At 53.6% G+C, this 13,765-nt stretch carries 7 protein-coding genes; all 7 read right to left on the reverse strand.

Features of this window, described 5'->3' with window-relative positions; genetic code table 11:
* Positions 1 to 9: 9 nt before the first annotated feature.
* Entirely contained in the window at positions 10 to 1,692 is a 1,683-nt protein-coding gene (locus FW415_RS15290) for a RagB/SusD family nutrient uptake outer membrane protein (RefSeq protein WP_148386604.1), read from the reverse strand.
* A gap of 30 nt (positions 1,693 to 1,722) precedes the next feature.
* Positions 1,723 to 4,524: a SusC/RagA family TonB-linked outer membrane protein gene (locus FW415_RS15295; protein ID WP_148386607.1), complete on the reverse strand. Its 2,802-nt coding sequence runs from the start codon at positions 4,522 to 4,524 to the stop codon at positions 1,723 to 1,725.
* Positions 4,525 to 4,543: 19 nt separating this feature from the next.
* Complete coding sequence (locus FW415_RS15300) at positions 4,544 to 6,259, reverse strand: RagB/SusD family nutrient uptake outer membrane protein (RefSeq protein ID WP_148386610.1); 1,716 nt, start codon at positions 6,257 to 6,259, stop codon at positions 4,544 to 4,546.
* 6 nt (positions 6,260 to 6,265) lie between these two features.
* Positions 6,266 to 9,706 carry a TonB-dependent receptor gene (locus FW415_RS15305; protein WP_210420705.1) on the reverse strand — a complete coding sequence of 1,147 codons (3,441 nt, stop codon included), beginning with the start codon at positions 9,704 to 9,706 and terminating at the stop codon, positions 6,266 to 6,268.
* A gap of 125 nt (positions 9,707 to 9,831) precedes the next feature.
* Entirely contained in the window at positions 9,832 to 11,007 is a 1,176-nt protein-coding gene (locus tag FW415_RS15310) for a FecR family protein (RefSeq protein ID WP_148386612.1), read from the reverse strand.
* A 73-nt stretch (positions 11,008 to 11,080) separates the two neighbouring features.
* Positions 11,081 to 11,653, reverse strand: a complete 573-nt coding sequence (locus tag FW415_RS15315) for an RNA polymerase sigma factor (protein ID WP_148386614.1) — start codon at positions 11,651 to 11,653, stop codon at positions 11,081 to 11,083.
* Between the two features lie 273 nt (positions 11,654 to 11,926).
* The gene (locus FW415_RS15320; protein ID WP_148386617.1) at positions 11,927 to 13,705 is read right to left on the reverse strand and encodes a peptidoglycan DD-metalloendopeptidase family protein; all 1,779 of its coding nucleotides are present in this window, start codon (positions 13,703 to 13,705) and stop codon (positions 11,927 to 11,929) included.
* Between the last annotated feature and the right edge of the window lie 60 nt (positions 13,706 to 13,765).

The raw sequence follows: 13,765 nt of genomic DNA on the forward strand, positions 1-13,765 counted from the left end.
CGATACTGGTTACCAGCCGGCATTTTGCTGCCAGCCGTTTGATTTGAGCAATTCCTGCCGTGGAATGGGGAAGAGGTTCATCCTGGGCGAGTACACCCTGTTTTCAACGACAACCGGGGTGTAAGTGAATGTGCCGGCATCCGTGCGGGTGATCTGCAGGCCGCGCAGGGGTGCGGCAAAGTAAGTCATGCCATCCTTCCAGCGGCGGACGTCCCAGAAGCGGTGGTCCTCGAAAGCCAGCTCAATGCGCCTTTCATTGTGGATCCTGCGGCGTATCTCGTCCTGCCCCGGCCCGGCATCGATGGGCGGCTGGCCGGACCTTTCCCGCACTTTGTTCAGATAGAGGAGAATATCGGTATGGCCGGGCTGTGATTCGTTCAGTGCTTCCGCATAGTTGAGGTATATCTCGGCGAGGCGGAATAACGGCCAGGCATGCACTTTTGTGGTATTGGTAACGAGGTTTACATCTTCCGCTACATGTTTGCGCAGGTAATGCCCGGTTTTTGTAGCGTTCTCCACACCGCGCCCGTCCCGTCCGCCTGCCCAGGCTTCAACGGGACGCCCTTTCCAGCTGGCGTTATTCAGGAGGATGGTTTGCGCCAGCCGGTTATCGCGGTTGGTAAAGGGTGCGGCGGCATGGGCGGGATTGTCCCAGTTAAATGCCGTGCCGTCTTTCATCTCGTAGGCGTCTACCAGGTTCTGGGAAGGTGTTGTGCCGCTTTGTCCCTGGTCGTATCCCACGGGATAGTTCGCCCGTTCGAAGTCATTGGCGGCGGCGTATCGCCGGGCCAGTATCAGTTCCGTGTTGGCGATGCTGTTATAAAGACTGGTATAGCTGCCCACAAGGGAATAGTAGGGTTCCAGGTCGATCACTGCTTTTGCCGCGTCCGCTGCTGCGTTCCATTTGTTTTCATCTGTTGGTTTGTTGCCGGTGAGGTCATCCGGCTGGAGGTACAGCGGGCTTGCTGCATAGAGGAGCGCACGGCTTTTCAGGGCCATTGCGGCGCCCCTGGTAGCCCTGCCGGATGCATTGGCATCGTTGGCCACCCGTCCGGGGAAAAGGTTCAGTGTTGCCGCCGCCTGGTCGCATTCCGTGGAGATGAACTGCATGCATTCGTCCAGCGTATTCCTCGGGATATCGGCCAGGTTGTCGTCCAGCGAAAGCACGCGGGTGATCAAAGGCACGCCGCCGTATCTTTTCACCAGTTCAAAGTAACAGTATGCTCTGATGAAAGCGGCTTCGGCTTTCCATCGTACGATATCGTTCAGCCTGTTCTGATATTCGGTCTGATTGGCGGGGTCCAGTCTCAGGGCATCGAGGTTCACCCGGTCGGCATTCGCTATGAAGAGATTCGCTCTGCGGATACCTTCGTAACAAAAGGCCCATTGGTCATCCGGGTTGGTAGAGGGATTCCAGCCGCCATTGTTGAAACGCTGAATGTCGGCATTCTCGGCCGTGTGTTCCGCATCGTCCGTGGCAGCATCGGGCATGGCGCCGCCTATCCGGTTGAAGCCTCCCGGCAGCCAGGCATAGCAACCGTTGATGAACCTTTCCGTGTTGGGATAGGAGGTGAACACCTGCTCTTCGGACAGCAATGTTCCCAATTGCCTGTCCAGGAATGACTTTTTACATCCATTCTGTGTGAGCAGCATGCCGGTCAGGATCAGTATTGTGGATAAATGATATTTCATCTTTCAAGTTTAAAATTCAAACATCTGTTATCAGAAACCTACCCTGATGCCTGTGCTGATGGTGCGCAGGGAGGGATAGCCGGTCAGTGCTTCCGGGTCCATATCCGGCAGGTCGTCCAGTGAAAAAAGGTTGTTGCCGGAAACGAATACCGCGGCATGCTCCAGTTTGATGCGGCTGATCAGTGAAGCCGGCAGGGTGTATTTGATCTCCAGTGCGCGGAGTTTCAAAAAGCCGCCATTGCGCTGCCAGAAATCCGACAGCCGGTAGTTATTATCATTCGCGCTGGTGGTCAGCCGGGGATAGGTGGCAGTAGCGGCGGTTTCCGGTGTCCATCTGCCGAGGGCCAGGGGCATTATGCCTGCGTTTTGCTGAAAAGCCCATACGGCGGGACCGTTCAGGTAAACGCTCCGGTTGGCTACGCCCTGGAAAAATGCTTCCAGGTCGAACTGGCGCCAGGACAAACGGGCTTTGAAACTGTAGGTCCATTCCGGCATTACAGGTTTGCCGATGGGTTTGTGATCGAACTCATCGATCATATCATCGTTGTTCTGATCTTTATACCGGATATCTCCCGGGCGTACCTGCCCGAATTGCGGGAAGGGGATGCCGGCTTTGAGCTGCCCGTTCGCATCAAAATCACCGGGCAGATAAAATCCATCTGCCTCCAGGCCGAAGGGCTGTCCCGCCGCATGGCCGGTTTGCCGCAGGTATTCATATGGCCTGGCGGCTTCGGACATTTCCAGTATTCTGTTGCGGGAGAACATCACCATTCCCTCGAAGAAATACCGGAACGTTTTGGATGGATCACTTTGATATCCCAGTACCGCATCAAATCCTGTATTCCTCACTTCGCCAATGTTCAGCAAAGGCAGGGCTGCGCCCAGAAAGGCCGGCACTGTACCATCGGGTGTAACGGGAATGCCGTACCGGTTTTCGGTGAACACATCCAGCGAAAAATTCCATTTGTTGCGGAACAGGGCATCCAGCCCGATATTGGCCGTGCGTTTCCGTTCCCAGGTGATGCCGGGATTGGCCAGGCTGCCTTCTACCATGCCACCGGCGCTGTTGTTGGCATTGCCGAAGTTGTATCCGCCCTGCATGAAGTAATACTGGTCATATATGAAGCGCTGCCCGCCTGCCTGATCGTTCCCGCTTTTCCCGTAGGATGCCCGCAGCTTCAGGAATCCGTCCCGGAAAAATGTATGCAGGAATGGCTCTTCCGAAAGTATCCATCCGAGGGACAGTGCGGGAAACAGGCCGAAGCGCTCACCCACGGGAAAATTATCGGTGCCCATGACGCTGGCGGCCAACTCCGCCGTATATTTTTTACGGTAGGTATAAGTTGCTCTGCCCGCATAGTTGAGATAGGCGAAAGGAACATTATTCCCGCCAATGACATATTTATCCTGCAGGTACATGAGCAATGCACTGATCTCATGCGGACCGGAGGAGCGGTCGTAGTTCAGGCTGAATCTCACATTGGAGCGCCTCCACTGGTCTCCGTACCCTTCCGCCGGCGTCAGCGGCGTATGCTGGCCGATGGTGGTGTACACGGTATCTCCATTGGCGTCCCTGGACATGCTTTGCATGGCATAGGTTCGGTTCTGTATGGATGTACCGGCAAAGAAGTTGCTGAATGCCACAGCGCCTTCCGCGCGCAAGCCGGGCAGCAGGAAATCCAGTTCATGACGCAGGGAGAAGATGCCCTGGAAATTGCGGTTGTTATTATTGTACATGCCGGTGCTCAGCACGGTGGCAACGGGATTCTTGTACAGTGAGGAGCCGCCGTATTCCATCTGCGGCGTGTACACCGGGAATGCGTTGGGTGGCGTTTGCATCAGCATGTCGAATAATTCCGCCGCGGTAGTGCCGTTCAGGGAGGAGCGGTCTTCGATCCTTCCGCCCATGTATAAAGCGGCGGTCAGCCTTTTGGTCACGGCAATATCCACGTTCGTGCGGAAATTATACCGGAGGAAACGGGCATTGGTATTCTCCTTCCGTTTGGGGTCCGTGTTCCTGTACATGCCGTCGTTGGTCAGTGCGTTGAGCAGTACAAAGAAACGGATGCCTTTGCCGCCGCCCCTGAAATTCAGGTTGAAGTTGCGGATGGGTGTGGTATTGCGCAGCACTTCCTTGTTCCAGTTCACATCCGGGTGAAAATAAGGATCGTTGCCGAGGCGGTATGCTTCCAGGTCGGCATCGGTATAACGCAGCGGTTTGTTGTCGTTGGCCAGCGCCTCGTTGTACAGGCGTGCGTAATCATATGCGCCAAGTGGTTGCTGCAGATCGGTGAATTGCTGCCAGCCCGTCTGTGCGCTGAAATTGATCTGTGTTTTGCCTTCGTAGCCTTTTTTGGTCGTTACCAGCAAAACGCCGTTCGCGCCACGCATGCCGTATAGTGCCACGGCAGCAGCATCTTTCAGCAGGGAGATGGATTCCACTTCTTCCGGTGCGAGTTGATCGAATGGTGATTCGAAACCATCTACAATGGTGATCAGGCTGCCATCGCGAAAGGAGCTGACGCCTCTGGCATAGAGCGATGGTGCATCGTATCCCGGTTCGCTGCTGCCCTGCATCACGATGAGGCCGGGAATTCTTCCGTACAGCGTGTTGCTTAATGATGGAGCGAACGTTTTTGAAAGCTCGTTGCCCGTAGTGGTGGCGATGGCCGCCGTTACTTTTTCCCGGGGCTGCATGCCGTATGCAACGGGAATGGAGTCGGCCGCGGCGGTTGCCTGAGAATGGCCGGCCGCCGGAAAGGCGCTCATGCTGCATATCGCGAGGACTGCGGCATTCCGTCTTATATTCATAGCGTATTTTTTGCGCTTCATGTTGTACAAGTTTTAGTGATTACCAGCCGGGATTTTGTACCAGGTAGCCTTTGAATATCTCGCCGGGTGTGAACGGGTGGAGATAAGCTTTGTCATTCCATACCCGGTTTTCGAATACTACCGGCAGATAAGCTGCTTCAGCGGGATTATCTGCTGCCGGGGTGATCTTCAGCCCGTAGAAGGACCCTTTCATCACGCCTTCATTTCCGGCAATCAGCCAGCGGCGGATATCCCAGAAGCGGTGTTCTTCAAAAGCCAGCTCCACGGCCCGTTCATTCCGTACCCTTTCCCGGAAGGCCTCTTTTGATAATCCGCGGGGCAGCGGCGGCATATCCACCCTTCGCCTGATCTCGTCCACTGCGTCATATGCTTCGGCAGGCGGTGTGTTTTCCGCTTCGTTCAGGGCTTCCGCATAGTTCAGGTATATTTCCCCGAGACGGAATACCATCCAGTTGATGACAAAGGAACTGCTGCCCGTGGGAAGGATGTCTCTCGGAATGGATTTGATCATCCAGTGGCCGCCTCTGCAATGGTTGCTATGCGGAGGGCCGGAGAGGGATATTTTGCCGACGGCGTTGTTCCAGGTATCGCCGTGGGATACGATGGTTTGCCGGAAGCGTGGGTCCAGCTCACTGTATTTCTGCAACAGATCGTTGCCGCCCGCCATGTTCCATTGTTGGGGAGTGCCATCTTTTTTCTCGTAGTGCTGCACGAAGTTGAAGGGAACGGACACGCCGCCATCCTGCCAGCTGGAACCGGCCCAGTTGGGCATGATCACCGCCATGGGTCGGCCGCCGCGGCCCCATGCGCCGTACGCCTTGCTGGCGAGTATGATCTCCCGGTTATCGGGTTGCGTCCACATCATTTCATAATTCCTGTCCGCCCCATATTCTTCCACGAGGGCGCAGCCATTGGCCATGGCCCAATCCAGCGTCGCCTTTGCGGCGTCCGCAGCTTTTTTCCACCGGTTCTGATCGTAGTTGCCATAACAGATCAACGGATTATTCGCGCCGAAGTCGATATAAGGCGTGGCCGTATTGAACAACGGGCTTGCGGCATACAGCAGGGTGCGGGATTTGAGGGCGAGCGCCGCGCCGGTGGTGGCACGGCCCTGCATTGCTGAAGGTTGTGCGGGCGGAAGCAGGCCAATGGCCGCATCGCAATCGCTGATGATAAAATCGATGCAGGTTTCCAGCGGGCTCCTGGGAATCAGTATCTCGTCTTCCGCATTAAGCCGCTTATCTACGATCGGTACGCCCCCGTACCGTTTTACGGTTTCGAAATAAAGGAGCGCACGGAGGAAATAAGCTTCCCCTTTCACCTGTTTTTTGAATGCATCCGTGGCATTGGGTATGCCATCCACCCGTTCCAGCAGGATATTGCATTTACGGATGGCCTGCCAGCGCGAGTTCACGCGTTCATCCTCATCCCACAGGATATTGTTATTGGGTATGATGCCGGAATTCCAGCCCTGGGCATTCGACCAGGTATTGGCCATTTCCCCCTCATCACAGGCTGCGGCCAGGATGCCGCCATTCAGCCGGCGTTCCAACGCGCCGCTCATCGGATATCCGTTAGGAATGGAAGACTGGTATGTGGCGGCCACAAATGTTTCCGTTTGCGTCATATCAGAAAAGATGACATCTTCCGTAATATCTACACCGGGTGGTTTTTCCAGAAAATCCCTGTTGCATGAAAAGAAGACAACAGTCAATAAAAGAACAGTCCGTTTCATCGTTGATTAAAATTTTATGTTAACACCCATGTTGAAAACCTTTTGTAACGGGTAAGCCGTGATCTCCGTATTGCCTCCGGCGGAGGGGGATTCCGGATCAAATTCCCTGGCATCGCTCCAGGTGAACAGGTTGGCGCCGTTGGCATACAGCCGTACGCCGTTGAGGCCCCATTTGCGCGTTACCGCGCCATTGATGGTGTAACCGATCTCCGCATTCTTTAACCGCACGTAACTGGCATCCCTGGTCCAGAAATCCGATTCCTGGAAGTTGTGGTCCGTATTCCGGTTGGGGTTCATGGAGAGGCGTGGGAAAGTGATGGGCAACCCCTGTTCATATCTTTCGGGCGTCCAGCGTTCGAGGATGTTGGCCTTTGCGCTTTCCTGGCCGTTGATGAAAGGCCAGAGGGCGCGACCGAAATACTGGATGGACACATTGTCCGCCCCCTGCAGCAACACGGAAAAATCGAAGCCTTTGATATTGCCGCCGAAGGAGATGCCGAAGATCTTTTCGGGGATATTGGAATAGCCGATCGGCATCCGGTCATCCACATCGATCTTTCCATCGCCGTTCACATCCACATAGCGGATATCCCCCGGCTGTATCTTGTTGTTGTTCCATTGGCTGACCGGTCTTTTAGGGTCGTTCACTTCTTCCCAGGTATTGTAGAAACCGTCGGAGAGGAGGCCCATGAACTGGCCGGCGCGGTTGCCGGTAACATTCTGGTAGGGATAGGTCTTGGGCGCTTCATCCATGAAAAGGATCTTGTTGCGCGCGAAGGTATAGTTGGCTTTCACCCAGTAGTTGAATGCCTGTACTTTCCCTTTATAGCCGATCTCCGCTTCAAACCCGCTGTTCCTCATCCGGCCAAGGTTGTATGCGGGCAGGTTGGCGCCAACGATGTTGGGAATGGTGCCGCGGTTGGCGAGAATGTTGTTGCGGTTCTCCCGGAAAACATCGCCGACGAAGGTTAGCCGGTCATTGAAGAGGTTGAGCTCCAGCCCGAGGTTGCTTTTTTGCGCACGCTCCCAGGTCAGCAGCGGGTTGCCGATCTTGTTCTCCACAGAACCCTGGTAGGACTGGTAGTTCTGCCCCACTGTACCGAAATAGTAGCTGCCGCTGTAGCCGTAGGAGGAGGGCAGGTAAAGGAACCTTTCACCGCCGATCTTGTCATTGCCCGTTTCGCCGTAGGAGCCGCGTATTTTCAGGTAACTGATGGCGCCGCCTTTGGGGAAAAATGATTCCTGCGAGGCTACCCATCCCAGCGAGAACGCGGGAAACAGGCCGAAGCGCCGTCCTTCAGCGAAATTTTCCGTGCCGTTGTATCCCATGTTCAGTTCGGCGAGATAACGGTTGTCGTAATTATAGGTAACCCTGCCCACCAGGCCCTGGTAGGCGTTTGGCACGAGCAGTACGAGATCAGGCGAAAAGTATTTGCTCTGGTTGTACAGCAGCAGGCCGGTAACGTTATGCCTGCCAAAGCTGCGGGCATAGTTGATGCCTGTTTCCGCATATATCCGCCGGTTCTTTCCCATGGTTTCCGCAAAGCCCAGCGGGCCTTCTTCTCCCTGGGGAATAAAGCGAATGCTGTCCGCAGCGCCGGGGTCCTTCATCGCAATATAGTAGGGTATTTCCTTGGAGCGGGTGATGGCCTGGCTGTAGAAGATATCGTAGGCTACCGTACCGTAAATGGACAGGCCCCTGGTGATAAAATCCAGTTCATGGTTCAGGCGCACGGAACTGTTCAGATTGTTCCTGAACTGCTGGTAATAACCGGCGCTGAGCAGGGTCCAGAAGGGATTGACAACGGATGTCTGCCCCTGCAGCCGGATCACTTTGCCATCGATCAGGCCGGGAGAGCCGAGCGGATTGGTCCAGGAAATATCGCGCCAGATAGTAGCAGCAGAGTTGCCCGGGTAATTGCGGTCTTCGATCTGCGCCGCCATCTGTACGTTGGCGGAAAAACGTTTGGTGATCGTGAAATCCAGGTTCGAACGGAAGTTATACCGGGTATTCTTTGCATTGGTGCTGAACTCCGGGTTCAGTTCCGAATAACGGTAGATACCCTGTTGCTGAAAGTATCCTGCGGAAATAAAATACCGCACCCGGTCGCCGCCACCGCTGATATTGAGATTATGTTGCGTTTGCATGGAATAGTCGCGCAGGAAGATCTCCATCCAGTCCGTATTGGGATGAAAGATCGGATCGGAGCCGGTGCGGTAGGCTTCGATATCCGCTTCGCTGAATTTCGGTGTGTAGGGAGAACCGGTGATGTAGGTGTCGTTCATCAATGCCTCATTGTACAGTCTTGCATAGTCATAACTGTTGAGATAATCGGGCAGCAATGTCGGCATCTGGAAAGCCACGTTGCCGGAATAGCTCATGGAGGGCGCCTGTCCCGCTTTTCCTCTTTTAGTGGTGATCAGTATTACGCCGTTGGCGCCCCGTACACCGTAGATGGCCGTAGCGGAGGCATCTTTCAGGATGTTCACCGATTCTATTTCATTCGGATCGATGTTATTGTATTCCGGTCTTTCTATACCATCGATCATGATCAGCGGATCTGCGTTGCCGTTGAAGGTGCCGGTGCCCCTGATCCTGATCGTGGATTGATCGCTGCCCGGCTCTCCGCTTCGTTGCACGGCGATCACGCCCGGCAGCATACCCACCAGCATATTGCTCACATTGGCCTGTGGCCTTTGCAGCAGTTCTTTTGTACCGATGGAGGAAATAGCGGCTGTTACGCTGATCTTCTTCTGTTGTCCGAAACCTACGACTACCACTTCGTTCATGGGATCTGCCGATATCTGCAACTGTATGTTGAAGTTTTTCCGGCTGCCGGTATTGATCTCCTGTGCGAGGTAACCTACATAGGAAACGATCAGTACGGATGAAGGAGGAACGGACAGGCTGAACACGCCTTTTTCATTCGTAACCGTTCCCGTAGTACCGTTCTTCAGCCGCACATTCACACCCGGAAGCGGTTCGCCGGTATCGGAAGTAACGGTGCCGGAAATCAGCGTATCGGCTGGCAGGGGTGGGGGAGATGTGACCGGAGCAGTTTCGGCGCGCGGTTTCGGCTTGATGACGATAGCATCGTCTACGATCGCGTATGTCAGCGGTTGTCCGTTTAAACAAGCGTCCATGGCCTGTTTTAACGTTACGTCGCGCAGGTTCAGGTTGACTGTTTTGGCCGTTTGCAGTGTTTCATCCGTGTACACGAAAAGAAATCCCGTTTGCCGCCGGATGTCCTTGAATACCTTTTCCAGCGGCGCATTCCTGAAAACCAGCGTTATCTTTTCCTGTGCGAAACCCAGCGCTGATGCCTGCAGGCAGAGCGTGAACAACAGAAAAGAGGTCAGCTTCACTTTTGTAAAAAAACGGGAGACCAACCGTCCGGTTATGGGCATAGGGAGGCCCGAAACTTTGTAGAAAGTTTTCAATTTCATCTGGCTTATTTGAAAAGTTTATAATTTTTTGCAGGCGGCATTGGCCTGTTGCGCATACTTCCCCCGCCAGGAGTATGCCCTTATATCAGTTTGTATATGCGATTACGTGTTCTTGATATTATCTGCTATTGCTGTACGATGATCTTCCGGCCTTCTATCCTGAAATGCGCACCGCCGGTCATTTCCAGCGTTTTCAGCACTCCTTTTACGTCTGCTTTCCGGGATATTGTTCCCGAGAAATGGACGGAAGGCATGCTTTCGTACACCACATCAACATTGTACCATCTTTCCAGTTGTTTCATGACGGCGGAGATCTGTTCGCTCCTGAAATCGAACCGGCCGTTTTTCCAGGCCACCTGTTCCTCCACATCTACTGCTTTCACGCTGATCTGCTGATCGCCGGTAACGGCAGCCTGTTGCCCGGGACGGAGTATGACCGCCTGGTCCGATGCAGCATGCCTGCTCACTTTCACGGCCCCTTCCAGCAACGTGGTGCGGATGGTGGCTTCATTCTGATAAGCTTTGATGTTGAAGTGTGTGCCCAGTACGGTAACTTCCATGCCGTTCACCGAGGCGATAAAGGGCATCGGTTGATGGCCGCCGGCTTTGGCGACTTCGAAATAGGCTTCGCCGGTGAGCTCCACGCGCCGTTCGTTCCCTTTGAACTGTGTAGGGAACCGGATGGAAGACTCCGCATTCAGCCATACAGCGCTTCCATCCGGTAACACGACCTTATACTCGCCTCCGCGCGGGGTGGAGATGGTATTAAAATATACTTTATCATCACCATTCAGGCCTTCATATCTTAACTGTCCTTCTTCTTCCTTCACGATAAGGGTCTGGCCCTGGGAGGTCAGCCTTCCCTTTGCGGCATCGTCCAGCGCAATGCGGCGGCCGTCAGCCAGGGTGAGGTAAGCTTTTTTACCGCCGGGCAGGATGCTTCCCGCTGGCGCGCCAAGGTCTGCCAGGGATTTGTGCTGCTGTTTGCGGGGAGACCATAGCAGGTACATACAGGCAGCGCTGCCCAATAGCACCAGTATGGATGCCGCCCTGAACCAGGTACGCCGAAAAAGCGGTACCGTCACAGTGGCCGGAGTGATACCGGCCTGCCGCAGGATGTGTTGTTTCATACTTTGCGCCAGGAGGTCTTTCTCCTCCCGGCTCCGGCCGTCAAGGATGTTCTCCCTATGCCCGAAAGCATCATAATACTCTTCCAGAAAGCGTTTTTCTACCCCGGTGCTTTTACCGGACAGGTACTTGCGGAGGAGTATCTTCCACGATTTTCTATGACTGGACTTCATCTTGCGGCGAAATGATTCATTAGATGTACCCGAAAAGGGTAAAACTCCCAAAAAAGAAATAAAATTTTTTGTGTCAGATACCGGAGGAGACGATAAAGAGCAGGTGGACCGCGATATGTGCCTGGAGGCTTTGCATGGCGGTTCCCAATTGATTCTGAACGGTTTTCTGGGAGATGTTCAGCTGGGCGGCGATCTCTTTTGTAGTGCGCTCCTGCTCGAAATAAAGCAGGAATATTTCACGGCGTTTACGGGGCAGTTCTTCCATCCAGGCGGTTATGATGCGGGACAGTTCCTTTTCCCGCACTTTGCCATCCGCATTCATATAGGAGATCAATACTGTTTCAAAAGGATCGAAATAGGTATTCCTGGTGCTGTGACGGTTAACGAGTTTCAATACCTGGAAGCGGACGGCGGTATGGAGATAGGCGCCAAGGTTGTCGATCTCCAGTTCCTTTCTCCTGGTCCACAGATCGGCGAATACATCCTGCACTGCATCCTTGCAATGTTCCTCATGCTGCAACCGTTTATAGGCGGTATTATAAAGCGATTCCCAGTATATGTCATAAAGGATCTCAAATGCGGTAGAATCGTTTTGAGAAAGCATTTGCAGCAGTTCCTGCTCGTTATATGTTGATGTGGCTGCCAAGGCAATTATTCAGGAAAGGTAATGGTCTGTGAAAGCTTATACCTGTAAAAGTAGTGGTAAAAACCAAAGCTGTTTTTGGATTTGCGTTTATTAACGTGGATTTAATATTCTTTCTGACGTGGCCGGAGAAGTACTTTTTGGCTGATAAATAATTGATATTTTCTCTTCCAGACGAATAAAGATAGAAAAAATAACTTACGCCGGAAAAACTTTTACAGAAAAAGGGGCGGCCATCAAGGCCACCCCTTCAGATGTGCAGGAGTAATCGGAACGCTATTTGCTCCAGACGGCGCTGAACCGTCCGTTGTTGTCATAATTCTGTACTTTGATCAGGCGCAGCCCTTCTGCGGCGAACTGGTTGAACCTGGTCTGATAACCGGCGGAGGTCATGCCGTAGTAAGCTGCGTAGTTGCTCTTTTTAGGCCGCCATACACCGCCTACGGTGTTGCCGTTGACATTGATGCTTTTCAGTTCCCATTTGCCGTACAATTCCTTGAACTTCTTGTCGAAATCCGCGCCGCTCAGGCCGTAATAGAGATAGAAACCGTTATCGTTCGGTTTATTCACGAATACGGCGGCATGATACCGTTTGCCGTTCACCATATAGGCAACATGTTCCTGTACATGCCATTTTTTGTTGGTCACATATTCCTTCCAGACATTCCCGAAATTGGCATCATCGCGGTTATGCACGGAGTGGGCGGACTGGCCGGCGGGTTTCTTTTCCCAGATGGCGGTGAAGCGGGGATTGCCGCTGCCGTCTTTCGTAACGGAAAGCTGCCGGGGCCGGAATCCCTGCTGACCGTAAGTATTGAAATAATTCTGATAAGTGGCTCCGGTCATATAAAAGCGGGTGTACCATGCCCCGGGCAGGCCCCACTGGAAAGATCCGGCGGCATAGAGGTTGCTGCCGTTCCGGTCCACACTCACGGTCTGCAGCGCCATGCCCATACCGGTGTAGTACCCCCAGAATTTGTTCACCAGGTCCAGCGGCACATTGTGGAAGTTGGGATAGAAAGGAGCGAAGAGGCGGGCAAATGGTGTGCTGGCATCCAGGTCGTAACAGTCCACACCGCCATGATTGTAAGCGCCATACGGATCTACAAGCACCCAGTCGCCACTGTGACCGCTGCGGGTGTCCTGTACGCGTACTTCAAAATGCAGATGTACATTGAATGACCGCGTATCCGCATTTTTGAGCGTACCGTCATCATTCAGGATCACGCCGATACCGCCGGAACCGGTATTGCCGGCATAAGCAATGAACTGGCCGCCTTTCACGATATCATTCACCTTCACGGCGATCTTCTGGCTGTTGGTACCCCAGCACAATTTGCTGCTGGTGCCGTTGTCTGCAAAGGATTTATATTTACCGGAAGTGGCCTGGGCCTTCGCCCGGTCATTGTCGAACCCGTTGCGGAGGTGCAGGTATTTGCTGCGGTATTTGTAGCCATTGGGCGCGGTATGCTCGATCTCCACGATATTTCCGCCGCCGTTGGACCATTTTACGTCGATCACTTTGCCTGGAGCGATGGCATATACGCCGAAGGTAGGGTCCTCATTTTCGGCTACCGAGGTTTTGCCGTAATCGATCGCACGATGCGCATCATTAGCGCCGTCGTCATTATTGTCCCAGCTGTAATAGAATCCCTGCCAGATGCCGGTTTTGCTGTTCTTGTACGGCAAATAGAGGGGCATGTGCGCTTTTACGGCGCTGTACACGGGTTCCAGGTCTTCTTCCACCACAGGGGCTGCACAAACCACTGAACTGCGCATGGCCATTGTCATGCCCGGGGCATCAGCTTCGGTGATGATGAATTGCTGGGCAGGACGGGCAACGGCGCGGCGGACAGCGGTGATCTTTTTCATTTTCCCCCGGATGGGAGCGGTGGATTCCCCGTCTCCGTCAACCCCTTGCGGGATGAACATGGTGGGCTTCTTTACTTTCATATAAAGAATAGCGGAGGCGTTTTCTTCTTCCTGCGGGATCTGCTGCGCATAAAGTTGACAAACAACAAGCAGGGCTGCTGCTGTGGAACATAGAAATTTCATGATTTTCAGTTTGGGGTGTTAACAATTTTTTATGGGCCGCAAACTAATGACATTCAACAG

It is taken from the genome of Chitinophaga sp. XS-30 (assembly GCF_008086345.1).
GTDB lineage: Bacteria > Bacteroidota > Bacteroidia > Chitinophagales > Chitinophagaceae > Chitinophaga.

Excerpts from the sequence above, each read along its gene's own strand:
- FW415_RS15290 (WP_148386604.1), bottom strand. The coding sequence starts at position 1,692 with ATGAAATATCATTTATCCACAATACTGATCCTGACCGGCATGCTGCTC.
- FW415_RS15295 (WP_148386607.1), bottom strand. The coding sequence starts at position 4,524 with ATGAAGCGCAAAAAATACGCTATGAATATAAGACGGAATGCCGCAGTC.
- FW415_RS15300 (WP_148386610.1), bottom strand. The coding sequence starts at position 6,259 with ATGAAACGGACTGTTCTTTTATTGACTGTTGTCTTCTTTTCATGCAAC.
- FW415_RS15305 (WP_210420705.1), bottom strand. The coding sequence starts at position 9,706 with ATGAAATTGAAAACTTTCTACAAAGTTTCGGGCCTCCCTATGCCCATA.
- FW415_RS15310 (WP_148386612.1), bottom strand. The coding sequence starts at position 11,007 with ATGAAGTCCAGTCATAGAAAATCGTGGAAGATACTCCTCCGCAAGTAC.
- FW415_RS15320 (WP_148386617.1), bottom strand. The coding sequence starts at position 13,705 with ATGAAATTTCTATGTTCCACAGCAGCAGCCCTGCTTGTTGTTTGTCAA.